The 23,514-nt window shown below is 60.8% G+C and carries 19 protein-coding genes; 13 read left to right on the top strand and 6 right to left on the bottom strand.

Features of this window, described 5'->3' with window-relative positions; translation table 11 throughout:
* Positions 1–18 precede the first annotated feature (18 nt).
* Together rnhA and ACZRN6_RS24900 are read right to left on the bottom strand one after the other, a co-directional pair.
* Positions 19–471 (bottom strand): ribonuclease HI, encoded by a 453-nt coding sequence (rnhA, locus tag ACZRN6_RS24905; RefSeq protein ID WP_069075857.1) that lies wholly within the window; start codon positions 469–471, stop codon positions 19–21.
* A 102-nt stretch (positions 472–573) separates the two neighbouring features.
* Positions 574–1,332, bottom strand: a complete 759-nt coding sequence (locus ACZRN6_RS24900; protein WP_322144889.1) for a methyltransferase domain-containing protein — start codon at positions 1,330–1,332, stop codon at positions 574–576.
* A gap of 65 nt (positions 1,333–1,397) precedes the next feature.
* On the opposite strand from ACZRN6_RS24900, the gene gloB reads away from it, so the two are divergent.
* The 7 genes from gloB (at position 1,398) to ACZRN6_RS24865 (ending at position 11,235) form a co-directional block, all read left to right on the top strand.
* Positions 1,398–2,165: a hydroxyacylglutathione hydrolase gene (gloB, locus tag ACZRN6_RS24895; protein ID WP_322148677.1), complete on the top strand. Its 768-nt coding sequence runs from the start codon at positions 1,398–1,400 to the stop codon at positions 2,163–2,165.
* 98 nt (positions 2,166–2,263) lie between these two features.
* Positions 2,264–3,676, top strand: coding sequence for a transglycosylase SLT domain-containing protein (locus ACZRN6_RS24890; protein ID WP_322144888.1), 1,413 nt, complete (start codon positions 2,264–2,266; stop codon positions 3,674–3,676).
* A 192-nt stretch (positions 3,677–3,868) separates the two neighbouring features.
* Positions 3,869–5,698, top strand: coding sequence for an extracellular solute-binding protein (locus ACZRN6_RS24885; protein ID WP_322144887.1), 1,830 nt, complete (start codon positions 3,869–3,871; stop codon positions 5,696–5,698).
* On the top strand, positions 5,695–7,533 hold the full coding sequence (locus ACZRN6_RS24880; protein WP_322144886.1) for an extracellular solute-binding protein: 1,839 nt from the start codon (positions 5,695–5,697) through the stop codon (positions 7,531–7,533). Before ACZRN6_RS24885 ends, ACZRN6_RS24880 begins: the two co-directional genes overlap by 4 nt.
* Before the next feature lies 1 nt (position 7,534).
* On the top strand, positions 7,535–8,608 hold the full coding sequence (locus tag ACZRN6_RS24875; RefSeq protein ID WP_464009096.1) for a microcin C ABC transporter permease YejB: 1,074 nt from the start codon (positions 7,535–7,537) through the stop codon (positions 8,606–8,608).
* Between the two features lies 1 nt (position 8,609).
* A complete protein-coding gene (locus ACZRN6_RS24870) occupies positions 8,610–9,629 on the top strand; it encodes an ABC transporter permease (protein WP_464009095.1) in 1,020 nt (339 codons plus the stop codon).
* Position 9,630: 1 nt separating this feature from the next.
* Positions 9,631–11,235: an ABC transporter ATP-binding protein gene (locus ACZRN6_RS24865; protein ID WP_464009094.1), complete on the top strand. Its 1,605-nt coding sequence runs from the start codon at positions 9,631–9,633 to the stop codon at positions 11,233–11,235.
* A gap of 136 nt (positions 11,236–11,371) precedes the next feature.
* Here the strand turns inward: ACZRN6_RS24865 and ACZRN6_RS24860 are convergent, their stop codons facing one another.
* On the bottom strand, positions 11,372–12,217 hold the full coding sequence (locus ACZRN6_RS24860) for an oxidoreductase (RefSeq protein ID WP_464009093.1): 846 nt from the start codon (positions 12,215–12,217) through the stop codon (positions 11,372–11,374).
* Between the two features lie 111 nt (positions 12,218–12,328).
* On the opposite strand from ACZRN6_RS24860, the gene ACZRN6_RS24855 reads away from it, so the two are divergent.
* The 3 genes from ACZRN6_RS24855 (at position 12,329) to ACZRN6_RS24845 (ending at position 17,727) form a co-directional block, all read left to right on the top strand.
* Positions 12,329–13,240 (top strand): LysR family transcriptional regulator, encoded by a 912-nt coding sequence (locus ACZRN6_RS24855; protein WP_464009092.1) that lies wholly within the window; start codon positions 12,329–12,331, stop codon positions 13,238–13,240.
* A gap of 159 nt (positions 13,241–13,399) precedes the next feature.
* Positions 13,400–16,840 (top strand): hypothetical protein, encoded by a 3,441-nt coding sequence (locus ACZRN6_RS24850; RefSeq protein ID WP_464009091.1) that lies wholly within the window; start codon positions 13,400–13,402, stop codon positions 16,838–16,840.
* Between the two features lie 62 nt (positions 16,841–16,902).
* Positions 16,903–17,727, top strand: coding sequence for an AraC family transcriptional regulator (locus ACZRN6_RS24845; RefSeq protein ID WP_322144880.1), 825 nt, complete (start codon positions 16,903–16,905; stop codon positions 17,725–17,727).
* Position 17,728: 1 nt separating this feature from the next.
* Here ACZRN6_RS24845 and ACZRN6_RS24840 read toward each other — a convergent pair whose 3' ends face one another.
* Together ACZRN6_RS24840 and ACZRN6_RS24835 are read right to left on the bottom strand one after the other, a co-directional pair.
* The gene (locus ACZRN6_RS24840) at positions 17,729–18,316 is read right to left on the bottom strand and encodes a LysE family translocator (protein ID WP_322144879.1); all 588 of its coding nucleotides are present in this window, start codon (positions 18,314–18,316) and stop codon (positions 17,729–17,731) included.
* 85 nt (positions 18,317–18,401) lie between these two features.
* Positions 18,402–19,103, bottom strand: coding sequence for a FadR/GntR family transcriptional regulator (locus ACZRN6_RS24835; protein ID WP_464009090.1), 702 nt, complete (start codon positions 19,101–19,103; stop codon positions 18,402–18,404).
* Between the two features lie 287 nt (positions 19,104–19,390).
* Between ACZRN6_RS24835 and ACZRN6_RS24830 the strand changes: the two genes are divergently transcribed.
* A complete protein-coding gene (locus tag ACZRN6_RS24830) occupies positions 19,391–20,740 on the top strand; it encodes an MFS transporter (RefSeq protein WP_464009089.1) in 1,350 nt (449 codons plus the stop codon).
* A gap of 10 nt (positions 20,741–20,750) precedes the next feature.
* Positions 20,751–22,100, top strand: a complete 1,350-nt coding sequence (gene gudD, locus ACZRN6_RS24825; RefSeq protein ID WP_464009088.1) for a glucarate dehydratase — start codon at positions 20,751–20,753, stop codon at positions 22,098–22,100.
* A 97-nt stretch (positions 22,101–22,197) separates the two neighbouring features.
* Here gudD and ACZRN6_RS24820 read toward each other — a convergent pair whose 3' ends face one another.
* Positions 22,198–22,815, bottom strand: a complete 618-nt coding sequence (locus tag ACZRN6_RS24820) for a TetR/AcrR family transcriptional regulator (protein ID WP_464009162.1) — start codon at positions 22,813–22,815, stop codon at positions 22,198–22,200.
* A 143-nt stretch (positions 22,816–22,958) separates the two neighbouring features.
* On the opposite strand from ACZRN6_RS24820, the gene ACZRN6_RS24815 reads away from it, so the two are divergent.
* Positions 22,959–23,399 carry a hotdog fold domain-containing protein gene (locus ACZRN6_RS24815; RefSeq protein WP_322144875.1) on the top strand — a complete coding sequence of 147 codons (441 nt, stop codon included), beginning with the start codon at positions 22,959–22,961 and terminating at the stop codon, positions 23,397–23,399.
* The last annotated feature ends 115 nt before the right edge of the window (positions 23,400–23,514 follow it).

Here is a 23,514-nt window from a genome sequence, read left to right as displayed (position 1 = left end):
TTAACACGTCGGCCAGCATCAGCTCTGCTTGTAGCCGCGCACTTCATCCACACCACGGTTGGCCAGTTGGTCGGCCCGCTCGTTACCGTGGTGGCCAATGTGCCCGCGCACCCACTTCCAGGTAATGTTGTGGCGGTTGCACTGCTCGTCGAGCAACTGCCACAGGTCGGCGTTTTTCACCGGCTCCTTGGCGGCGGTCTTCCAGCCGCGCTTCTTCCAGTTGACCATCCACTCGTTGATGCCCTTCATCACGTATTGGGAGTCGGTCACCAGCAATACGTCGCAACGACGCTTGAGTTCTTCAAGGCCACGGATCGCGCCCATCAGCTCCATGCGGTTGTTGGTGGTGTTGGCTTCGCCGCCCCACAGTTCCTTCTCCACGCCCTTGCACACCAGCAAGGCACCCCATCCGCCGGGACCGGGGTTGCCCTTGCAGGCGCCATCGGTGAAGAGTTCTACGCTATCGGTCATTTCACTATCCATTAAAGCGGGATCCATCAAAGCGGGTTGCCGATAATCGACCGACAAAGGCCCGAGGTCGAGAAGCTCGACCTGAAATCAAAAAGGTATTTTTTACTGTTCGCTCTGCTTGCGATTGACCTTGGCCATCGGCATCGGCACCAGCTTGCCCATCGGTTCGCGGCGTACCTGGCGCACCGGGCGCAGGCCAACAACGATCTTGCGGGCCACCAGCAAGTAGAAACCACCACCAGACAACTGCCAGGCACCGGCCCTGCGTTCCCAACCAGCCAGCCGGCCCTGCCACTTGGCAGACGCAAGCGGCGGACGATAGCACCCGAAGCGGCGTTTCTCCAGCGCAAAGCCCAGCAGGTTCAACCAGTCGCCAACGCGCGAGGGCGAGATGCAGCGCGCCTGGCGCAACGCATCGTGGGCGAACACATGGCGCAAACCCCAACTGCTCCAAGGGTTGATGCCGATGATCAACAAATGGCCACCTGGGCGCACACTGCTGGCGGCTTCGCGCAGCAAACCATGGGGCGACAGGCAGAAATCCAGCCCATGCTGCAACACCACCACATCGGCGGCATGCTCGCTCAACGGCCAGGCCTGCTCCTCGCAGACAATTTCCACCCCCGGCAGCGGCGCGCCCAGGCGCACATTGCGCTGCACCTGGGGCGCAGACGGCGGGGTTTGTGCCGACGGGCCGTAATGCACCAGGTAACCACCAAAGAACCGGCCCAGCTCGTCTTCGAGCATGCGCCGCTCTTCATCCAGTAAAAATTGCCCGACAGGCCCGGACAACCATTCACGGGCGGCACCAATCAGTGCCAGCCACTCGGGATCGGCCTGTGCGAACGCTTTATCAGTCATTGCATTCTCCAACTCGCCAAGAAGTTCTAAGATGCACCAATGTGTTCAGCTTGGCGAATCAAAGAATGATACAGATCAGTGCCCTGCCCGCCTTCACCGATAACTACATCTGGTTGTTACAGGACCAGCCGAACAAGCGCTGCGCCGTGGTCGATCCCGGTGATGCCGCGCCCGTGCTGGCCTGGCTCCAGCAGCACCCCGACTGGACCCTCAGCGATATCCTGGTGACTCACCATCACCATGATCATGTCGGCGGCGTCGAACAACTGAAAAGTGTTTCAGGCGCCACCGTTTACGGCCCGGGCAACGAAAAAATCCCCGCGCGGGATGTGGCCCTCCAGGACAACGACCGCATCACGGTGCTGGGCTGGGACTTCGAGGTATTTGCCGTACCAGGCCACACCCTCGGCCATATCGCCTTTTTTCACGAGGGTGTGCTGTTCTGCGGCGATACCCTGTTTGCCGCCGGCTGTGGCCGTCTGTTCGAAGGCACCCCGCAACAAATGCACACCTCTCTGGAACGCCTGGCGGCATTGCCAGCGGACACGCGGGTGTACTGCACCCATGAATACACACAAAGTAACCTGAAATTCGCCCAGGCCGTGGAACCGCATAACGCGGATATCGCCGAACGGGTGGAGAACGTGCGGCGACTACGGGCGAACGGCGAGATTACGCTGCCTTCGACCTTGGCCCTGGAAAAACTCACTAACCCTTTTCTGCGCACCTCAGAAACATCTGTTAAAGAAAAAGCGGACGAACGGAATGGGCGGGATAACCGGGCCGGGAGTGAGGTGTTTGCTAGCTTGAGGTCGTGGAAAGATACGTTCTAAGCGCGCGGAATTTAGTACGTAATTTCTGAATGGTTGACCGCAACCAAAGCGCTTTCTAGAATCGCCCGACATTTTTGCCCGGAACTTACTTCCAGCCAATGTCGTCATCTATTCGTAAAACCAACCATTCAGACGCATTGACCCGCCTGGCTCAAGCCGTGGCGGTGGCTGTGTCCGCTACTCTGGCGGGCTGCCAATCGACCCAATTTGCCGCACAATCCACCGTGCAACCCAAACCGAACCTTACCGCCAAGATCAAGCAAAAACCCCTTTGGCTCTCAGAGAAGCCAAGCCCGGAAGTGCCCCAGGATGTCTGGGAACGCATGCGCCGGGGCTTTCAACTGCAGGACGGGCTGGGCGTCAACCCGCGCATTGAACAGCAACGATTGTGGTTTGCCAGTAACCCTTCCTTTCTTGAGAACGCCGGCGAACGCGGCAGCCTCTACATTCATTACATCGTCGAACGCCTTGAAGAACGCAACATGCCCCTGGAGCTGGCGCTGCTGCCAGTGATTGAAAGCGCCTATAACCCAATGGCCTATTCGCGCAGCGATGCGGTCGGGTTGTGGCAGTTCATCCCGTCCACCGGCCGCTACTTCAACCTGCGCCAGACCCGCGCCTACGACGGCCGCCGCGACATCACTGCCTCCACCACCGCCGCCCTGGATTACCTGACACGCCTGCATGACATGTTCAACGGCGACTGGTTGCTGGCGTTGGCCGCGTATAACGCGGGGGAAGGTACGGTCAGCCGGGCCATCGAGCGTAACGAAAAGCTTGGTTTGCCAACCGACTACTGGAACCTGCCACTGCCCCAGGAAACCAAGGACTACGTGCCCAAGTTCCTGGCACTGTCCCAGGTGGTGCTGGCGCCCGAGGCCTATGGCGTCAATCTGAGCCCGATCGCCAACACGCCGTATTTCGAAGTCGTCGAAGTCAAGCAAAGCATGGACCTGTCACGGGTTGCCGCGCTGGCCGAGATCGACGAAGACGAACTGTTCCAGCTCAACCCGGCCTTGAAACAGCGCACTACCCTGGATGGCCCGCAGCATTTGCTGGTGCCTACGTCCAAGGCACAGCTGCTGGCCAGCAGCCTTTCGGCGATGAATCCGGAAGAATTGTTGAGCATGCGTCCGAAGAAGCCGGTGTTCGACGAAGTTGAGCACAAGGCCGTTGCCGGTCGCACCCGCAGCTACAAGGTGCGCAGCGGCGACAACCTGACGCTGATTGCCAAGGCCAACAAGGTCGACGTGCACGACTTGCAACGCTGGAACAAGCTCAATGGCCAGGCCCTCAAGGTCGGCCAGACCCTGATCATGCAGGACACCCGCAAGCTGGTGGCCAAGGCCGATAGCAAGAAGCCGGTGCAATACAAGGTCAAGAAAGGCGACTCGCTGTACATCGTCGCCAAGCGCTTCAACGTTGAGATGCAACATCTCAAGCGCTGGAACCCCCGCACTGGCCAGGCGCTGAAGCCCGGGCAGATGCTGGTGGTTTCCGGGCCTAGATAACACCGCAAATCCTGTAGGAGCGAGCTTGCTCGCGAACAACGCAAGGGCATCGCGTTAATTCACAATGCCAGCGTTATCGTTGGCGTCCTTCGCGAGCAAGCTTGCTCCTACAGGCATCCCGCTTTTTCCAATCGGAACAAGCTGTTACTGTACCGATCATAAAGCCCAAGCCGCCTGGATCGGATCTCTGACTTGAAGCGTCCCCTCCTTCTACTAATAAGTCTGGCCTTGAGCTTTTCCGCGAACGCGACCATTACCGAGAGCCACGGTTATGCGCAGTTCGGCATGCTCAAGTACCCGGCCAAATTCACCCACTTCGACTGGGTAAACCCCGCAGCGCCCAAAGGCGGCACCTTGCGGGTCATGGCGTTTGGCACCTTCGATACCCTCAACCCTTATACTTTCAAGGGTTCCAGCCCGGTTTCCACCGCCAACTTCCTGCAATACGGGGTCAACGAGCTCAATGAGCCACTGATGGTTGGCACCGGCCAGTACGCCCCGTCGGGCGATGAGCCGACCTCCAGCTACGGCCTGATTGCCCAATCGGTGGAATACAGCGAGGACCGCAGTTGGGTGGTGTTCAACCTGCGCCCCGAGGCGCGGTTCCACGATGGCAAGCCGATTACCGCCTATGACGTGGCGTTTTCCTATCGCACGCTGCTGACCGAAGGCCACCCGCAATACCGCACCAACCTGCAGGAAGTGGCGCGAGTCGACATCCTCAATCGGCATCGCATTCGTTTTGTATTCAAGCGCGCCGGCAACCCGCTGCTGATCCTGCGCCTGGGCGAGCTGCCGGTATTGCCTCAGCATTACTGGAAAAACCGTGACTTCAAGGCCACCACCTTCGAGCCGCCGCTGGGTAGCGGGCCATACCGCATCAGCACGGTCACGCCGGGGCGGCAATTGGTGTTCGAGCGGGTCAAGGATTACTGGGGCAAGGACCTGGCGGTCAACCGTGGGTTCTATAACTACGACAAGGTCGAGGTGGAGTTTTACCGCGACAGCGACGTGGCCTTCGAAGCCTTCAAGGCCGGCGAGTTCGATATCTATATCGAGCATCAGGCGAAGAACTGGGCCAACGGCTACAACTTTCCGGCGGTCAACCGGGGTGAGGTGATCAAGGCGCAGATCGCCCACCAGATCCCGACCCAGAGCCAGGGCCTGTTCATGAACAGCCGGCGCCCGGCTTTCAGCCAGGCCAAGGTGCGTGAAGCCCTGGGGCTGATGTTCGATTTCGAGTGGACCAACCGCACCCTGTTCAGTGGCGCCTATAAACGCACCCTCAGCTACTACCCCAACAGCGAATTCTCCGCCACCGGCGTACCCACCGGCCATGAGTGGCTGATGCTCTCGCCCTATCGCGAGCAACTGCCGGCCAATCTGTTTACCCAGCCTTTCAGCCTGCCCCAGACCGATGGTCGCGGCATCCCGCGGGAAACCATGCGCCGCGCCCTGACCTTGCTGGCCGAAGCGGGGTGGAAGCTATCCGGGCAGCGCTTGCTCAACAGTGACGGGCAGCCACTGCGCCTGGAAATTTTGCTGGTGAATCCGAACCTGGAGCGCATCCTGCAGCCCTATGTCGAGAATCTGACAAGCATCGGCGTCGACGCCCGCTTGCGCACGGTAGACCGCGCACAGTACAAACAACGCCTCGACCAATTCGACTTCGACATGATTCTGATGACCCTCAACCAGACCCTCAGCCCCGGCCTTGAGCAGTGGCAGTATTTCCACTCCAGCCAGGCGGGCATCAAGGGCAGCAAGAATTACGCAGGCATCGCCAACCCGGTGGTCGACCATCTGCTGGAACAGTTGCTGGCGGCGCAAACCCGTGAAGAACAATTGGCTGCCGGCCGAGCTCTTGACCGCGTCCTGCTGTGGCAGCACTACAGTATTCCCAACTGGTACCTCAACTATCATCGCCTGGCGTACCGCAACCGGTTCGCCTTCGTCACCACGCCGCCCTACAGCCTGGGCCTGAGCGCATGGTGGCTGAAAGCTTCGGAGAAAGCCCAATGATACCTTTGCGTACTGCATTCCTTGGCGGCCTGCTGTTTTGCGCTGCGGCCACTGCGGCCCCGCAACATGCCCTGACCCTCTACAACGAACCCCCCAAGTACCCCGCCGATTTCAAGCACGTCGACTATGTAAATCCCGACGCGCCCAAGGGCGGTACCTTTCGCGAGTCCAGCATGGGCGGCTTCGACAGCCTCAACCCGTTCATCAGCAAGGGCGTGCCGGCGGACAACATCGGCCTGATCTACGACACTCTCGCCCAGCAAAGCCTGGACGAACCCATCACCGAATATGGCCTGGTGGCCGGCAAGATCGAAAAAGCCCCGGACAACAGCTGGGTACGCTTCTACATTCGGCCCGAAGCACGCTTCCACGATGGCCACCCGATTCGTGCCGAAGACGTAGTGTTCAGCTTCCAGACGCTGATGAAGGATGGCTCGCCGATCTACAAAACCTATTACGCCGACGTCGACGAAGTGATCGCCGAAGACCCGTTGCGCGTGCTGTTCAAGTTCAAGCGCACCAACAACCGCGAGCTGCCACTGATCCTCGGGCAATTGACGGTATTGCCCAAGCATTACTGGGAGGGTCGCGATTTTTCCAGGGGCAACCTGGAGATTCCGCTGGGCAGCGGCCCGTACAAGGTGGCCGAGGTCAAGGCCGGGCGTTCGATCCGCTACGAGCGGGTCAAGGATTACTGGGCCAAGGACCTGCCGATCAACAAGGGCTTCTACAACTTCGATTACCGTGTCACCGATTATTACCGCGACAACACCGTGGCCCTCGAAGCACTCAAGGCCGGGCAGTTCGATTACTGGCTGGAAATCAGCGCAAAAAACTGGGCCAACGCCTATAACACCCCCGCCGTTGCCCAGGGCCGCCTGATCAAGGAAGAAATTCCCAACGGCAACCCCACCGGGATGCAGGGTTTCGTGTTCAACACCCGCAAACCGATGTTCCAGGACGTGCGGGTGCGCAAGGCCATCAGCCTGTTGCTGGACTTCGAATGGAGCAACAAGCAACTGTTCAACGGCGCCTACACGCGCAGCCGCAGTTATTTTGAAAACTCCGAGATGGCCGCCACCGGCCTGCCCGGCCCGGATGAGCTGGCGATTCTTGAGCCGCTGCGCGACAAGATCCCGCCGCAGGTCTTTACCGAAGCCTTCGAACCCGCCAAGACCGACGCCAGCGGCATGATCCGCACCCAGCAGCGTGAGGCCTATCAGTTGCTGCAAGAGGCCGGCTGGAAGATCGTCGATGACAAGATGGTCGACACCACCGGCAAACCGGTGACCATCGAGTTCCTGCTGGCACAGACCGAGTTCGAACGCATCCTGCTGCCGTTCAAGCGCAACCTGGCAGACCTGGGGATCGACCTGGTGATTCGCCGGGTCGACGTCTCGCAGTACATCAACCGCATCCGCTCGCGGGATTTCGACATGGTGGTGGGCAGCTTCCCGCAGTCCTCCTCGCCGGGTAACGAGCAGCGCGAGTACTGGAAGTCTTCCAGTGCCGACAAGCCCGGCAGCCGCAACTATATCGGCCTGAAAGACCCGGCCATCGACCAGTTGGTGGAAGAACTCATCGACTCCGACTCGCGCAAAAGCCTGGTGGCCCACGCCAAGGCCCTGGACCGTGTGCTGCAGTTTGGCTACTACGTGATCCCCAACTGGCACATCAAAACCTTCCGCGTAGCGTATTGGGACCATCTCGGCCACCCGAAGGTCTCGCCGCGCTATGACGTGGGCACCGCCACCTGGTGGAGCAAACCCGACGCCAAGCCGGCGGTAACCCTGGACACCAACCAGACCGCCGATCCGGCGAGCGGGGGCGACTGAGATGCTGGCCTATATTGTTCGCCGACTGCTGCTGATCATCCCGACCCTGTTCGGTATTTTGCTGATCAACTTTGTGATCATCCAGGCCGCCCCCGGAGGCCCGGTGGAGCAGATGATCGCCAAGCTCGAAGGCTTTGAAGGCGCCACCAGCCGGATCGCCGGCGGCGGTGCCGAAGTCTCGGTGGCTGGCTCCAGCTACCGCGGCGCCCAGGGTTTGGACCCGGCCCTGGTGAAGGAAATCGAGAAGATGTACGGCTTCGACAAGTCGGCGCCGGAACGCCTGTGGATCATGGTCAAGAACTACGCCAGGCTGGATTTCGGCGACAGCTTCTTCCGTGATGCCAAGGTCATCGACCTGATCAAGGAAAAGATGCCGGTGTCGGTCTCCCTCGGGTTATGGAGCACCCTGATCATGTACCTGGTGTCGATCCCGCTGGGGATCGCCAAGGCCACGCGCCACGGCAGCCATTTTGATGTGTGGACCAGTTCGGCAATCATCGTCGGCTACGCGATCCCGGCGTTCCTGTTCGCGATCCTGCTGATCGTAGTGTTCGCCGGCGGCAGTTACTTCGACTGGTTTCCGTTACGCGGGCTCACCTCCAACAACTTTGACGAGTTGAGCTGGGGCGGCAAGATCCTCGATTACTTCTGGCACCTGGCCCTGCCCGTCACCGCGCTGGTGATCGGCAACTTCGCGACTATGACCCTGCTCACCAAAAACAGCTTCCTCGACGAGATCAACAAGCAATACGTAGTCACGGCCAAAGCCAAGGGCCTGACCAACCACCGAGTGCTGTACGGCCATGTGTTTCGCAACGCGATGCTGCTGGTGATCGCCGGCTTCCCATCGGCGTTTATCGGCATCTTCTTTACCGGCTCGTTGCTGGTGGAGGTGATCTTCTCCCTCGACGGCCTGGGCCTGATGAGCTTTGAAGCGGCGATCAACCGCGACTACCCGGTGGTGTTCGGCACGCTGTTTATCTTCACCCTGCTGGGGCTGGTGGTGAAGCTGATCGGTGACCTCACCTACACCCTGGTCGATCCGCGTATCGACTTCGCCAGCCGGGAGCATTGAGATGAATCTATCCCCGCTCAATCGTCGCCGGTTCGAACGCTTCAAAGCCAACAAGCGTGGCTGGTGGTCGCTGTGGCTGTTCCTGATCCTGTTCGGCCTGAGCCTGGGCGCCGAGTTGATCGCCAACGACAAGCCGCTGGCGGTGCATTACGACGGCGACTGGTACTTCCCGGCCCTCAAGCGTTACCCCGAGACCACCTTCGGCGGTGAATTCCCGCTGGAAGCCAACTACAAGAGTCCCTACATCCAGGAGCTGCTCAAGGCCAAGGATGCCTGGACCTTGTGGGCGCCGATCCCGTTCAGCTACCAGAGCATTAACTATGACCTGAAGGTTCCGGCGCCGGCCCCGCCTTCGCGGGACAACCTGCTGGGCACCGATGACCAGGGCCGCGATGTGCTGGCGCGGGTGATCTACGGGTTCAGGGTTTCAGTGTTGTTTGCACTGACGTTGACCATACTCAGCTCGATCATCGGCGTGATCGCGGGTGCCTTGCAGGGCTTCTACGGCGGCTGGGTCGACCTCGCCGGCCAGCGCTTCCTGGAGATCTGGTCCGGCTTGCCGGTGCTGTACCTGCTGATCATCCTTGCCAGTTTCGTGCAGCCCAACTTCTGGTGGCTGCTGGGGATCATGCTGCTGTTTTCCTGGATGAGCCTGGTAGACGTGGTGCGCGCCGAGTTCCTGCGCGGGCGTAACCTGGAGTACGTGCGGGCGGCCCGGGCATTGGGCATGCAGAACGGCGCGATCATGTTCCGCCATATCCTGCCCAACGCCATGGTCTCTACCATGACCTTCATGCCATTCATCCTGACCGGGGCGATCGGCACCCTCACCGCCCTGGACTTCCTGGGCTTTGGACTGCCCGCCGGTTCGCCGTCCCTGGGTGAACTGGTGGCCCAGGGCAAATCCAATCTGCAAGCGCCGTGGCTGGGCATGAGTGCCTTTGCCGTGCTGGCGATCATGTTGAGTTTGCTGGTGTTTATCGGCGAGTCCGCTCGCGATGCCTTCGACCCGAGGAAATGAGATGAATCAGGACAATCTGATCGAAGTCCGCGACCTCTCCGTCGAGTTCGTCGTAGGCAACAGCCACCAGCGTGTGGTGAACAACGTCAGCTTCGATATCAAGCGCGGCGAAACCCTGGCGCTGGTGGGCGAAAGCGGCTCCGGCAAGTCGGTCACGGCGCACTCTATTTTGCGCCTGCTGCCCTACCCGCTGGCGCGGCACCCTTCGGGCACCATCCAGTACGCCAACCACGACTTGCTGACCCTTAAAGAGAAGACCATCCGGCATATTCGCGGCAACCGCATTGCGATGATCTTCCAGGAACCGATGACTTCGCTGAACCCGCTGCATTGCATCGAGAAGCAGATCAACGAAGTGCTCGGCCTGCACAAGGGACTGAGCGGCAAGGTCGCCACCCGGCGCACCCTGGAGTTGCTCGAACTGGTGGGCATCCCCGAACCCCACAAGCGCCTCAAGGCCCTGCCCCACGAACTGTCCGGCGGCCAGCGGCAACGGGTGATGATCGCCATGGCCCTGGCTAACGAACCAGAATTGCTGATTGCCGACGAACCAACCACCGCGCTCGACGTTACGGTGCAACTGAAGATCCTGGAGCTGCTCAAGGAGTTGCAGGCGCGCCTGGGCATGGCCTTGCTGCTGATCAGCCATGACCTGAACCTGGTAAGGCGCATTGCCCATCGGGTATGCGTGATGCAAAAAGGCTGCATTGTCGAGCAGGCCGAGTGCGAAACCCTGTTCCAGTCGCCGCAGCATCCCTACACCCAGGAGCTGCTGGCAGCCGAGCCCAGCGGCGGCCCTGCCACCAATGAAGTCGGCCCGCCGTTGCTGGAAGTCGATGACTTGAAAGTCTGGTTCCCGATCAAGAAAGGTTTCCTGCGCAACACCATCGATTACGTCAAGGCAGTAGACGGCATTAACTTCAGCCTGCCTCAGGGCCAGACCCTGGGTATCGTTGGTGAAAGTGGCTCGGGCAAATCCACCCTGGGCCTGGCGATTTTGCGGCTGATTGCGAGCAAGGGCAGCATTCGCTTCGAAGGCCATCAGATGGATAAACTCAGCCAGCAACAGGTGCGGCCGTTGCGCCGGGAAATGCAGGTGGTGTTCCAGGACCCGTTCGGCAGCCTGAGCCCACGCATGTGCGTAAGCGAGATCGTCGGCGAAGGCTTGCGCATTCACAAGATAGGCACTGCGGCCGAGCAGGAAGCGGCGATTATCGCCGCGCTCAAGGAAGTGGGGCTGGACCCGGAAACCCGCAATCGCTACCCCCATGAATTCTCCGGCGGCCAACGCCAACGCATCGCCATCGCCCGAGCCCTGGTGCTCAAGCCCCGGCTGATCCTGCTGGACGAACCGACCTCGGCCCTCGACCGCACCGTGCAGCGCCAGGTGGTGGAATTGCTGCGTAACCTGCAGGCCAAGTACAACCTTACCTACCTGTTCATCAGCCACGACCTGGCGGTGGTCAAGGCCTTGAGTCACCAGTTGATGGTGGTCAGGCATGGGCAGGTGGTAGAACAAGGCGATGCACCCGCGATTTTCGCCAACCCCCAGCACGCCTATACCCGGCAACTGCTGGCGGCGGCGTTCCTGGTGCCCGGCCCCTAGCAGTAGAACCACCGTAGCAGCTGTCGAGCCCCAGCGAGGCTGCGTTAGCCGCACCGCTGTTATCGAGCCTGGCACTGCACCGAGGCGCGCCTGACGCAGCCTCGCTGGCGCTCGACAGCTGCTACGCCATTGGGTGTCAGAAATCGGTTGAGGCCGACAACTCACGCCAGGCGTTGGTCTCTTCCTTGACGTAAGCCAGCTTGTCCTCAATCGCCTGCAACGTGTCGGTGCCCAATGCCAGGCGCATCGGCGGCTGCGGCGCCTCTACCAACTTGATCATGGCCACCGCCAGTAGCTCCGGGTTTCCCGGTTGCTGCTGGTTGTAGACCTTGGCCAGCTTGCGCACCTCGCCCGATGTGGCGGCGTAATCCTCGATAACCACGGGCGACTCCACCAGGGAGTTGCCGTCCAGGAAGTCGGTACGGAAATAACCCGGTTCAACCACCGTCACTTTGATGCCCAGGGGCGCGAGTTCCGCGTGCAGCGCCTCACTGAGCCCCTCCACGGCAAATTTGGTCGAGCAATAGGTGCCAAACCCCGCACCGGAGCGGAAGCCGCCCACCGACGAAATGTTGATAACGTGCCCGCTGCGCGCCTTGCGCATGAAGGGCAATACACCGCGTGTGACATTGAGCAGGCCGAAGACATTGGTTTCGTACAACCGGCGAACCTCCTCGGCAGACGCTTCCTCGACCGCGCCCAACAAACCAAAACCGGCATTGTTGACCAGCACATCGATACGCCCGAAGTGCTCAACCGCAGCACGGGCAACACTGGCTGCCTGGGCCTCGTCGGTCACATCCAGTTGCACCGCCAGCAGTCCGGGTTGCGCGCCGAAACGCTCGGTGACGGCCTGGGCATTGCGCGCCGTGGCCACCACTGCGTCGCCATGGGCCAGCGCCGCCGCGACGATTTTTGCGCCGATACCCCGGGAAGCTCCGGTTACCAGCCAAACACGCTTGAAAGAGTGTGCCGTTGTCATGATCCGTACCTGATGGAGTGAAAGTGAAGTAAAGGTACGCCGTGGCATTAGCCAGAAAAATCACCTCGTGCTACAAGCACTATGAAACTCAATTTCATAATGGCGCCCCAAATGAACCTTGACCCCTTCAACGGCCTGACCGAGTTCCTGGCGGTTGCAGAGCTTAAGAACTTTACCCAGGCGGCCGCGCGGCTTGGGGTAACGCCGACGGCCGTCAGCCATGCGGTGAAAACCCTCGAGAAACGCACAGGCGTGGTGCTGTTCCAGCGCACCACAAGGCGGGTGGCGCTGACGGAGGCAGGGGCCACGCTTTACAGGCGCTTGCGCCCCGCCGCCGGAGAGATTGACGACGCGCTGGCGGCCCTCAGCGGTTACCGCGACCGCCCCATGGGCACCCTGCGCCTGACGGTGCCGAGGTTGTCGGGCAAGCTGTTGATCGAGCCATTGATCCCGCGCTTTCGTGAGGCGTTTCCGGATGTGGTGCTGGATATTTCCCTGGACGATGCCGCCGTGGACCTGGTGACCCAGGGCTTCGACGCTGGCATTCGGCTGGGTGAATCCATCGACAAGGACATGGTCGCCGTGCGCCTGACACCGGACTTGAAGTGGTCGGTGGTGAGTTCTCCCGGTTATGTCGCCAAGGCCGGCACGCCGGCAACGCCGGAAGAGCTGACCACCCATCAAACCATCGGCTATCGCTTCCTGACCTCCGGCATGGCACACCGTTGGGAGTTCGAGCGTGCGGGCCGGGAATTCACGGTGGGCGTTCACGGCGGGCTGATCGTCAATGACCGCAACCTGATGATCGCCGCCGCCCGGGCCGGCCAGGGCCTGGCCTACGTGAGTGATTTTGAAGTGATGGAGGATTTGGCCTCAGGCGCGCTGGTGCAGGTGCTGCAATCCTTTGTTCCGTCGAGCAGCGGGTTGTACCTGTATTTTCCCTCCCGCACCCAGAGCCAGCCGAAACTGCGCGCGTTTATCGACTTGGCTACGGCCTGGATCGCCGAGAACCGCAAAGGCTGATCGGCTTGTTGATGAACCTGACGGGAAGACTGCCGCAGCCGTCGACTCGCGCTACACCCCATCAGGAAGCTACGTCTTTTGTTCCCGCCCCGGCCATCCGACGATGGAGGTTCCGGTTGCCCATAGCCTATGGGCAACCTCGCACAGAGCCTTCACGCCATGGATGACTTACCGTTTCTGTCGCACCTGCTGAAAAACATCTCGCCTTCCGCCCTGGGCCTGATCACGCGCCAGGCGCTGCGCCTCAAGGATGATCAAGTGCTGATCGCTGAACTGATCGCCGGTTTGATCAGCCTTGTTGCCCAAGGCACCACACCCGCCGCCGCACCCATTTTGATCCGCGTGCCCGACCACACAATGCTGGGGCAGTGGGCGCAGCTGTATGGCGATGCGATTGCTCGCCCAGCCTTTCGCGAGTGGGCCTCAGGCCACAACCTGGAACTGGCAAGCCTGGTGTTTCGTGGCGCAGACTTGCAGGCCTCGGTGTTGGAGGGCACGGTAAAAACGCCCTACACCTTCACGCTGGACAATAACGTCGGCTGGTGGCAAGTCGCGAACCCGATCCTGGAGGTGGTGCAGATCATCGACACGATCAACGCCGGCCTGCCGTTCATGGAAAACCCTGCCGAACATCATTCACGGGAGATGCCACTGGACCTGGTCTTGCCCTTCTATGGCTACCCGATACCGAAAAACCACTTGCAGGCGCAGGTCATTCTGGAGGAAATCCACACCCTGGATACGCTGCCCGGCGTGGATGAGAGCGGACGACTCAAATCAGCCCTGCGCAAACGCCTGACCGAAGAACAACGGGACTACCTGCAACTGGCCGACGCACTGCAGGCATTGCTGGGCGCTGAGACCAACGGTGGTCTGCCCTTCGATTGGATTGGACTTTACCTGCAACGTCTCAGCCTGGACTCGGACTCGATGCTGTCGAGCACGTTGAAGTACGCTGCACGGCTGTTTAAAGCCGTGACTGAAGGGGAGGAATTCTTGAGCCTCAACCCCGCGAGCCCCGGCGCTGTGCCCCGTCATTACTACGCCGTCGAGCAAAAAGCGGTCGTCGCGGTGATCGGCAGCCATGTGTTCAATACCTCGCCGGTGGATCGCTCCCACGACACACCGCTGAACCAACAATGGGACGAACTGGAACGCCTGGCCAAACTTGCCCACACAGATATCTTGCCAGACGCCAGCCTCAGCCTGGCCGCGCTGATGACCGTGTATCGACTCCCCCGGCCCGCCAGCGCAGAGGAGGCACAGGCCCTGGTCCTGCAGTTGCGTGCGACCACTGCGGCTACGTTTCCGTACGTCACTTCGATGGCGTACTCAGTGACGGCGGTGAGCAAACACAGGCGCCATATCACGGTGCTCAATGAGCGCCACACCCTGCAGGCAGCACTCAGGTCGATCACCCTCGATACACAACTTGAAAGTACCCTGGATACAACGTTCGACCTGGTGCCGGACTCGCCCTTTGCCCCGCTGATCGCCAAAGGTGCGCAATTACTCGCAGACCTGCGCCGGGAGCCGGTTTTTCAACGCATAAGCGGCGCGCACCAGTTCAACCCTGCCCGTGAGTATGTGCTCACCGTCGACGGCGACCTCAGTGGTTACGCGCTGGACGATACACCCAAGGTGCTGACACGCGTCGACACACCGCTTACACGCCTCACCTCAATGGCCGACCCCTTGCGTGAACTGGCCCGCCAATCGGGAGGGCGCATCAGCACCGATGGCCAAGTCAGCGTGCGCCAGTTGCTCAATCTCTACCAAGTGAAACTGCCTACTACCCGCGATGAAGCCCACGTCACCGCGCGCCTGCTGGCGATTGCGATACTCAAGCCCCCCCGGCACGGCAATTACTGGCGAGCGCTGCAAGTGATGCCGCTGCTGGCGGCGCAACGCCAACAGGTACTGCAGGCAGTCGCCGCCTTTCTGCCCAGCCAGGACGTAACACTGTTCGACTTCCTGAGTGAAGCGATCATTGGTGAAAGAACCAGGGAGCAGGTGCGCGCCGAGGCGGATCGGTTGCTGCTCCAATTACTGGCGTCGGCCCAGGCCCAGGCGCTGGCGGCGCGGTTGTCGGAAACAGTGGGCTGGTACGGCGAGCACGCCAGTGCCACGAACACCCGCGCCAGCCGCAATGCCCTGCTGTTTGCCGCACTGATTCTTAGCCTGGACCCGGGTGCTGGCGCCCGCCGGGCCACCGTCGCCGGCTACGACCTGACCGACTCATACAACTGGGGCCTGCCCTTTGCTGAGGTACGCAACGTTGTAGAGGCCATGGTGCGGCGCAAGGTCTCGCGCCCCAACGCCGCGACCATGGCCGCGCACCTGTTGCTGGCAGGCGTTGCCCCGGAGTTCCTGGTACGGGACATACGCGGCGAAGTGTCGTACATGAGTTCCCACACCTGGGTGCATTTCAAACAGTACGTCGACCTGATTGAAGCAGAAACGCCCGGAGCGTCACGGGCCATGAGCTTCACCGATTTTATGGCGCTGATCTACTTCGTCACCCCAGCTCGCAGGGTCCGCCGGGGCACAGCGCCCATCACCGACTGGGCCGTGGCCAACGGCGTACTCCCACCACACTCCGCAGCCCGCAGTACCGCAGACAAGAACCGCGCCATCGCGGCATTGAATGAACAGCTCAACCGGCTGCAAGTCAGCACCGAACAGCTGGAAGCCCCCGACGCCAGCCGCTACGACATGGCGGTGCAGGACCTGCAGCGGGTGTTTCCGGGCAACCTCCATCTGGAGCAATTGATTATTCAGTGGCGGCCCGCGCCCGGTGCGCCTGCCGCGACAGGCCCGGTGCCCGGCATCGCCTCCACCACCGCGGTGTCGATGGCCCAGTTGCACATGGCGGGGCTGCTGACCACCGATGCGGCGCACTGGCATTCCACCCTCAAGGAGCTTGATTTCGCCGGCATGGCGCAACGCTTCAATGAGTTGTCAGCCCTGCATACGGCCTTTGCCGTCACGTTCGAACAACGCTATGGCGACGTGCGAACTGCGCTGATGCAGTCAATTGTGTATTGGATGTCGCAACTGACGCTGCTGAGTCGCGAAGCCATGGAATACGGCGACTTGCAGTTCTATCGCCTGCGCCAGCCTCAACCCGGCGCCAGTGTCGGGCGCTATGGCGTGTTGGTACTGAGCCAATACTTTGGCGACAGGCACTTTTATGAATTTTTCCCAAGGCAACTGAAAGTGGCTCGCCTCCCGGGCCTGGCCTATCAGGCGTTTGCCACAGCCGCTGATGCCGCTAACCCCAAGGGGCGCGAATTACCGATCGATTGGTCGGCCTACCACCTGGGCACCAACCCCGTCGAGCAACAGCACGCGACCGTCAGTGCCGAGCGTTTTGCCCACCTGCCGGCCGTGTATGGCCCTCGTCCTGCAGTGCCCAACACCTTCAGTTCGCCCAGAAGCCAGGGCATCGCCGCGACCATCATCGACAAACATTTACTGGCAGGTATCGACCAGGCGAGGCAGGCAGCCGGGCGACCCCTGGCCCTGTCAGACGCCCTCGGCGGTCATGACCCAGCCAGCGCTTTTCTGCGTGCGATGATGCCGCCCCCCATGAAATGAAACGCCGGAGGCCGGTTTTTGTGCAATCATCCAGCGCTTGTTTCCCGGTGAGATGTGCATCGATGCGACCGCCCTTCGAACAGACCGCACCATTTTTCTGGCGCGATGACCGTCTGCCGTTCATCGAGGCGCGGACCATCGCCGATGGGCGCAAGGTCTGCTATACCCGCCATTCCCACGAGCATTTTTCCATCGGGGCAATCACGGCCGGGCAAAGCGGGTATATCCACGGAGCCTCCACGTTCAGGATCAGCGCCGGTACCGTGGTGCTGATGAACCCGGGCGACGTCCACGCCTGCAACCCCATCGATGATCAGCCCTGGTCCTATCACATGCTGTATATCGAGACGGCCTGGCTGACCGATCTGCAGCACCAGTTGGGCTTGCGCACCGACCAGGGTTTCCGTCCGTTCACCGCCACTCACACCACGGACGCCGTGCTGTATCAGGGGCTAAACGAGCTGTATGACGTGCTGGTCGACGAGCATGCCGAACACCTGCACAAACAAAGCGCGCTAGTAAGTTACTTCACCGAAGTACAACAACGGCTCAACCCGTCGACAACCCGGATGCGCGAGGTCAACCACAAGCTGGAGCGCGCTGCCGAGTACATTCGCGAACACTGCACCGAGGCGTTGAAACTGGAAGATATTTGCCAGGCCGCCGAGTTGTCGCCGTCGTACCTGATCCGCGCGTTCAAACAGTATTACGGCATGACGCCCCACGCGTTCCTGGTCAATCGCCGTATCCAGTTTGCCCGCACCCAACTGCGCAGCGGCCAGTTGATTGCTGACGTGGCCTTGGCGGCCGGGTTTGCTGACCAGGCGCACTTCCAGCGCACCTTCAAACTGCACCTGGCGGCGACGCCCGGGCAATACCGCAGTTGAATCAGGCGAGCAGAAGATACCCGACGCTGGCCACCAGCAGGGCCGCCATCGAGCGATTGAACAGGCGCACACCCGGCGGGTTACTCAGGTAGCGCCGCAAGAACGTGCCGGCGTAGGCCCAGCACGCCACCGACAGGTAGCAAATCACCAGGTAGATCGTCGCAAACAGCCAGACTTGTTGCACATCACCATCGGCCACGAACAACCCCATCCCCGCCACGCACGCCAGCCAGGCCTTGGGGTTGAGCCACTGCATGATCGCCCCATACAACATTGACGGCGCTGTGGCCGTGCCGTCAGCCTGCAGGCGCCCATCGTCAACCGCCAGTTTCCAGGCCATGTACAACAGGAACGCCACCCCGCCCCATTGAATCAGTTGGGTCAGCAGCGGCCAGCGCACCAGCACCTGATGCAGCCCCAGGCCGATTAATACCAGCAGCAACGTGAATCCCAACGCAGCCCCCGCCACATGCTTTTGGCTGGCGGCAAACCCGAACCGCGCCCCTGAACTGATAGCCACCACATTCACCGGTCCCGGCGTGATGGACGTGGCCAGGGCGAAGGCAGCCATGGAAATGATCAAGCTCATTGCAGTTCCTTTTTGTTGTGCGAGTATGAGCTGAACCTTAAGGAGAAGACGGGTCGCGGTATTGAAGAAAATGCCCCTGGCGAGACTACTCTCCGGTCATCCGCTCCAGGCTGTTGCTTAGATGCAACAGCATGGCCGCTCTGGCCGCGTCCGGGTCCTGGCGGCGGATGGCTTTCAGTATCGCCTCGTGTTCCAGGTTCGCCACACGCCCCAGTTCCATCAAGTCCACGTCGCCGCGTTCTTCGGCATTGATTCGGGTACGCGGGATTACCGAGTGGCCCAGGTGATAAATCACGTCGGTGAAACAGGTGTTGCCGGTGGCCTGGGCGATCAGGCGATGGAAGCGCACGTCCGGCTCAACGGCGCTGTCGTTGTGGGCCAGTGAATCCTGGTAGTCATCCAGCGCCTGGCGCATCTGCTGCAGCTGTTCGTCGGTACGGCGCAAGGCAGCCAGCGCCGCTGCCTGGGTTTCCAGACCCATGCGCAATTCAAGAATGCCGCGCACACTGGCGGCGGTGTCGTGGGTCAGGTGCAGGCCCTGGCGTTCGTCGCGCGCCAGCACGAAGGTGCCGACGCCGTGGCGCGTTTCTACCAGCCCGGCGGCCTGCAATTTGGAGAGTGCTTCGCGCACCACGGTGCGGCTGACACCGTACTCGGCAACGATGGCGGATTCGGACGGCAGCTTCTCTCCCGGCATCATCTGCCCCAGCAGAATCTGTTGAGTCAGCGCGGTGACGATGTCATGGGCCAAGCCCCTGCGATGAGGGGCCGTGTTGTCGTTTTGCATCGAGAATTCCGTCCAGGAAGGCCCGGCAATACTAGCACTCTTCTCACCCCCTACTTGTATGACAACAAACAAATCCCTGTAGGAGCGAGCTTGGTCGCGAAAAAATCATCCGCACCGCTATCATTCAATATAACCGCGCAATCGTTGACGTTTTGCGCGAACAACCGCGCTTCTACAAAGTGTTGCCATCTGTGAAATTGCAGTTGTATGATGTCTGTCAAGTTGTCAGACAACTCCGGCAACCAAAGCCATCCCCGCACAACAATAATCAGTGGGAGTTTTACCTTGTGAACCCTTCCAGCCCTGCGACAGCTGCGCCTGCCACCGACCCCGTCCTGGCCCGCGCGATCAAGAAAGTGAAGAGCCACGTGCTCCCGCTGTTCGTGATCATGTTCATCGTCAACTACATCGACCGCGTCAACATTGGCTTTGTGCGTACCCATATGGAGCACGACCTGGGCATCGGTGCAGCCGCCTACGGCTTCGGTGCGGGGTTGTTTTTCATCGGTTATGCGCTGTTTGAAGTGCCGTCCAACATGCTCCTGCAAAAAGTCGGCGCGCGCATCTGGCTCACCCGCATCATGTTCACCTGGGGCGTCACCGCCACGCTGATGGCGTTTATCCAGAACGAAACCCACTTCTACATCCTGCGCTTTTTGCTGGGCGTGGCCGAAGCCGGCTTCTTCCCGGGAGTGATCTACTACTTCACCCGCTGGTTGCCTGGGGTCGAACGCGGCAAGGCGATTGCGATTTTCCTCAGCGGCTCGGCCCTGGCCTCGTTGATCTCCGGCCCGCTGTCCGGGGTGCTGCTGCAAATCACCGGGCTGGGCCTGCATGGCTGGCAATGGATGTACATCATCGAAGGCATGGCCTCGGTGCTGCTGTGCTTTTTTGTGTGGTTCTGGCTCGACTCCAAACCCCACGACGCCAAGTGGTTGAGCCTTGAAGAAAAGGACGCGCTGGTGGGCGAGATCGACCGTGAACAGCGCGAGCGCGATGCAGCCACCACGGTCAAGCCGACCCTGGGCAAGCTGCTCAAGGACCGCCAGATCATGCTGTTCTGTGGCCTGTACTTTTGCATCCAGTTGACCATCTATGCCGCCACGTTCTGGCTGCCGAGCATCATCAAAAAGATGGGCGACCTGAGCGACATCCAAGTGGGCTTCTACAACTCGATTCCCTGGTTGATTTCGATCATCGCGATGTACGCGTTCGCCGCGTTGGCGGGCAAGTTCAAGTTCCAGCAAGCGTGGGTCGCCGTCGCCCTCTTGATCGCCGCGGTCGGCATGTTCCTGTCCACCACCGGCGGGCCGATCTTTGCCTTTATCGCCATCTGCTTCGCGGCGATTGGCTTCAAGTCAGCGTCCTCGCTGTTCTGGCCGATTCCCCAGGGTTACCTGGATGCCCGCATCGCTGCGGCGGTGATCGCGCTGATCAACTCCATCGGCAACCTTGGCGGGTTTGTCGCGCCCACCACCTTTGGTTTTCTGGAACAGACCACTGGTTCGATCCAGGGCGGTTTGTATGGTTTGGCGGGCACCTCGATCCTCGCCGCAATCCTGGTGTTCTTCGCCAAAACCCTACCCGGCCCGAGCACCAGCAGCGTGCTGCAACCCGCCCCCGTCTTGAGCAAATAAGGACTTAACAATGAACACAGAACACCAGCACTACGCGGCCAGCGCACCGCTTGTTACCGGCCTGCAAGTCATCCCGGTGGCCGGCCACGACAGCATGCTGCTCAACCTCAGCGGCGCCCACGGGCCGTTTTTCACCCGTAATATTGTGATTCTCACCGACAGCGCCGGCCGTACCGGGGTCGGCGAAGTACCGGGCGGCGAACGCATCCGCGAAACCCTGGAAGACGCTCGCAGCCTGGTGATCGGCAAACCTATCGGCCAATACCAGAGCATCCTCAACGCCATGCGCCAAACCTTCGCCGCGCGGGATTCAGCCGGCCGGGGTTTGCAGACGTTTGACCTGCGCATCACCATTCATGCCGTTACGGCGATGGAAGCGGCACTGCTGGATTTGCTCGGCCAATTTCTCGAAGTGCCGGTGGCCGCGCTGCTGGGCGAAGGTCAGCAGCGCGATGCGGTGAAGATGCTCGGCTACCTGTTCTACATTGGCGATCGTCAGCAAACCGACCTTGCGTATCGCAGCGAAGACAACGCCGAAGACTGGTTCCGCCTGCGTCACGAGCAAGCCATGACGCCCGAATCCATCGTACGCCTGGCCGAAGCCGCCAAGGCGCAATACGGCTTCAATGACTTCAAACTCAAGGGCGGCGTACTGCGCGGCGCCGAAGAAATCGAAGCGGTCACCGCCCTGGCCGAGCGCTTCCCCGATGCACGCATCACCCTGGACCCAAACGGCGCCTGGTCGCTGAAAGAAGCCATCGCCCTGTGCCGCGATCAACATCACGTACTGGCCTACGCCGAAGACCCTTGCGGTGCAGAAAACGGTTACTCCGGGCGCGAAGTCATGGCGGAGTTCCGGCGTGCCACCGGGCTGCCTACCGCCACCAACATGATCGCCACCGACTGGCGGGAGATGGGCCACGCGATCCAGTTGCAGTCGGTGGATATTCCCCTCGCCGACCCGCACTTCTGGACCATGCAAGGCTCGGTGCGGGTGGCGCAGATGTGCCATGAGTGGGGCCTGACCTGGGGCTCGCACTCCAACAATCACTTCGACATTTCCCTGGCGATGTTCACCCAGGTAGCCGCCGCCGCGCCGGGAGAAATCACTGCCATTGACACCCACTGGATCTGGCAGGACGGCCAGCGGCTGACCCAGGCCCCATTGAAGATTGTCGACGGCCATATCCGGGTACCGGCCAAACCGGGCCTGGGTGTGGACATCGACATGCACGCCGTGGCCCAGGCTCACGAGCTGTACAAGGGCATGGGCCTGGGTGCGCGCAATGACAGCGTGGCGATGCAGTTCATGATTCCGGGCTGGACGTTTGATAACAAACGGCCGTGCCTGGTGCGCTGACCTCAGCTGAGGATCATCGAAAAGTGCGCGCACGCCCTCACCTACTGCTCGGCCAACGGGCTGGCCATGGCGCCGTGCGCGTAATGCAGTGGGCGGACTAAACGCCACTCACCGAACGCCATGCGGCCTCGGCCAGGGCCTCGCGGTAGAGCCGCGGGCTACTGGCTGCCCGCCCGGCTAGCCAGGCACGGCAATAACTGTCGGCCTGGCCGATGATCAACGACGGCAACAGTTCGCCAGGCACCTGATTGAGCTGGTCACCACGGCCGGGCTGGTCCATCCATTCCTTGAGTAAGGCATTACGTGCCTGGTTGCGGTTTTCCAGCTCGGCGGCGAACGGCCCCTTGGTCACGGCGAAGCGCGCGTGGTACTGGAAGCGCGCCCATTGCGGTTCGCTGTCCACCCAGTCGACGTAGCTGTGGACAAGCGCATACACACCCTCCTTCGCCGACTCGGCCGACGCAAGATAGCGTGCGCGCAATTCGGCCTGATCCTCCAGCGCGTTAAAAAACAACGCGGCGACCAGGCCTTCCTTGTTACCGAAGTGGTGATAGATCGCGCCCACGCTGGTGTCGCACTGCGCGCGAATCATCTCGATGGTGGTGGCTTCAAGGCCTTGTTCGTTGAACAGGTCGAGTGCGGTCTTGAAGATATCGCGCTTCAATTCGGCCCTTCGGCCAGGGAAGCAACGCTGGAGCAGATCCGGGGTTTGCATGCTGAACACGAACTCAATCATTGAACGGGGTACGTCTGGGCAGCTTGACAGATTTCCCTTTTGCAGAATACTGTTCCGTTACAGAATATTATTCTGTAACGGAATTTTGTTCCGTAAACTTAACTCATCAGCGAGGCAGCCCCATGAGTCAATACCTGAGCCTGTACAACAGCGTCGGTGCCGAAGCGTTCAGCAAAATGGCGTGCCAGATGGCGCCCTACTTCAGCACCATCAACCCCCTGATGACGCAGTTGCGTCCGGGGTTGGCGTCGGTGGAGGTGCCGTTCAGCAAGGCGATTACCAACCACCTGGGGACCGTGCATGCGATCGCCATGTGCAACGCTGCGGAGTTGGCAGCGGGCACCATGACTGACGTTTCCATACCACCGGGTGCGCGCTGGATTCCCAAGGGGATGACGGTGGAGTACCTGGCCAAGGCCAAAAGCAGTGTGACGGCGACGGCCAGTGGCGAGGGGGTTGACTGGCAGACGCCGGGGGACAAGGTAGTGCCGGTCGAGATACTGGATGCGGAGGGGAAATTGGTGTTTACCGCGCGGATAACCATGGATGTGAAGTTGGGGTGATGGTGGTTGGGGGCATATCCGTTATTCAGGTGATGGCTTGTATGGGTTCCGCCCTTACGGCGGGTCACTTTTGAAAGGAGCCCAAAAGTAACCAAAAGGCTCTTGCCCCACCACT

Source organism: Pseudomonas sp. A125, from assembly GCF_055409485.1.
The sequence above is the reverse complement of the archived record's forward strand: the minus strand, read 5'-3'. Positions and strand labels throughout refer to the sequence as shown.

Excerpts from the sequence above, each read along its gene's own strand:
- rnhA (WP_069075857.1), bottom strand. The coding sequence starts at position 471 with ATGACCGATAGCGTAGAACTCTTCACCGATGGCGCCTGCAAGGGCAAC.
- ACZRN6_RS24900 (WP_322144889.1), bottom strand. The coding sequence starts at position 1,332 with ATGACTGATAAAGCGTTCGCACAGGCCGATCCCGAGTGGCTGGCACTG.
- gloB (WP_322148677.1), top strand. The coding sequence starts at position 1,398 with ATGATACAGATCAGTGCCCTGCCCGCCTTCACCGATAACTACATCTGG.
- ACZRN6_RS24890 (WP_322144888.1), top strand. The coding sequence starts at position 2,264 with ATGTCGTCATCTATTCGTAAAACCAACCATTCAGACGCATTGACCCGC.
- ACZRN6_RS24880 (WP_322144886.1), top strand. The coding sequence starts at position 5,695 with ATGATACCTTTGCGTACTGCATTCCTTGGCGGCCTGCTGTTTTGCGCT.
- ACZRN6_RS24875 (WP_464009096.1), top strand. The coding sequence starts at position 7,535 with ATGCTGGCCTATATTGTTCGCCGACTGCTGCTGATCATCCCGACCCTG.
- ACZRN6_RS24870 (WP_464009095.1), top strand. The coding sequence starts at position 8,610 with ATGAATCTATCCCCGCTCAATCGTCGCCGGTTCGAACGCTTCAAAGCC.
- ACZRN6_RS24865 (WP_464009094.1), top strand. The coding sequence starts at position 9,631 with ATGAATCAGGACAATCTGATCGAAGTCCGCGACCTCTCCGTCGAGTTC.
- ACZRN6_RS24860 (WP_464009093.1), bottom strand. The coding sequence starts at position 12,217 with ATGACAACGGCACACTCTTTCAAGCGTGTTTGGCTGGTAACCGGAGCT.
- ACZRN6_RS24855 (WP_464009092.1), top strand. The coding sequence starts at position 12,329 with ATGAACCTTGACCCCTTCAACGGCCTGACCGAGTTCCTGGCGGTTGCA.
- ACZRN6_RS24850 (WP_464009091.1), top strand. The coding sequence starts at position 13,400 with ATGGATGACTTACCGTTTCTGTCGCACCTGCTGAAAAACATCTCGCCT.
- ACZRN6_RS24845 (WP_322144880.1), top strand. The coding sequence starts at position 16,903 with ATGCGACCGCCCTTCGAACAGACCGCACCATTTTTCTGGCGCGATGAC.
- ACZRN6_RS24840 (WP_322144879.1), bottom strand. The coding sequence starts at position 18,316 with ATGAGCTTGATCATTTCCATGGCTGCCTTCGCCCTGGCCACGTCCATC.
- ACZRN6_RS24835 (WP_464009090.1), bottom strand. The coding sequence starts at position 19,103 with ATGCAAAACGACAACACGGCCCCTCATCGCAGGGGCTTGGCCCATGAC.
- gudD (WP_464009088.1), top strand. The coding sequence starts at position 20,751 with ATGAACACAGAACACCAGCACTACGCGGCCAGCGCACCGCTTGTTACC.
- ACZRN6_RS24820 (WP_464009162.1), bottom strand. The coding sequence starts at position 22,815 with ATGCAAACCCCGGATCTGCTCCAGCGTTGCTTCCCTGGCCGAAGGGCC.
- ACZRN6_RS24815 (WP_322144875.1), top strand. The coding sequence starts at position 22,959 with ATGAGTCAATACCTGAGCCTGTACAACAGCGTCGGTGCCGAAGCGTTC.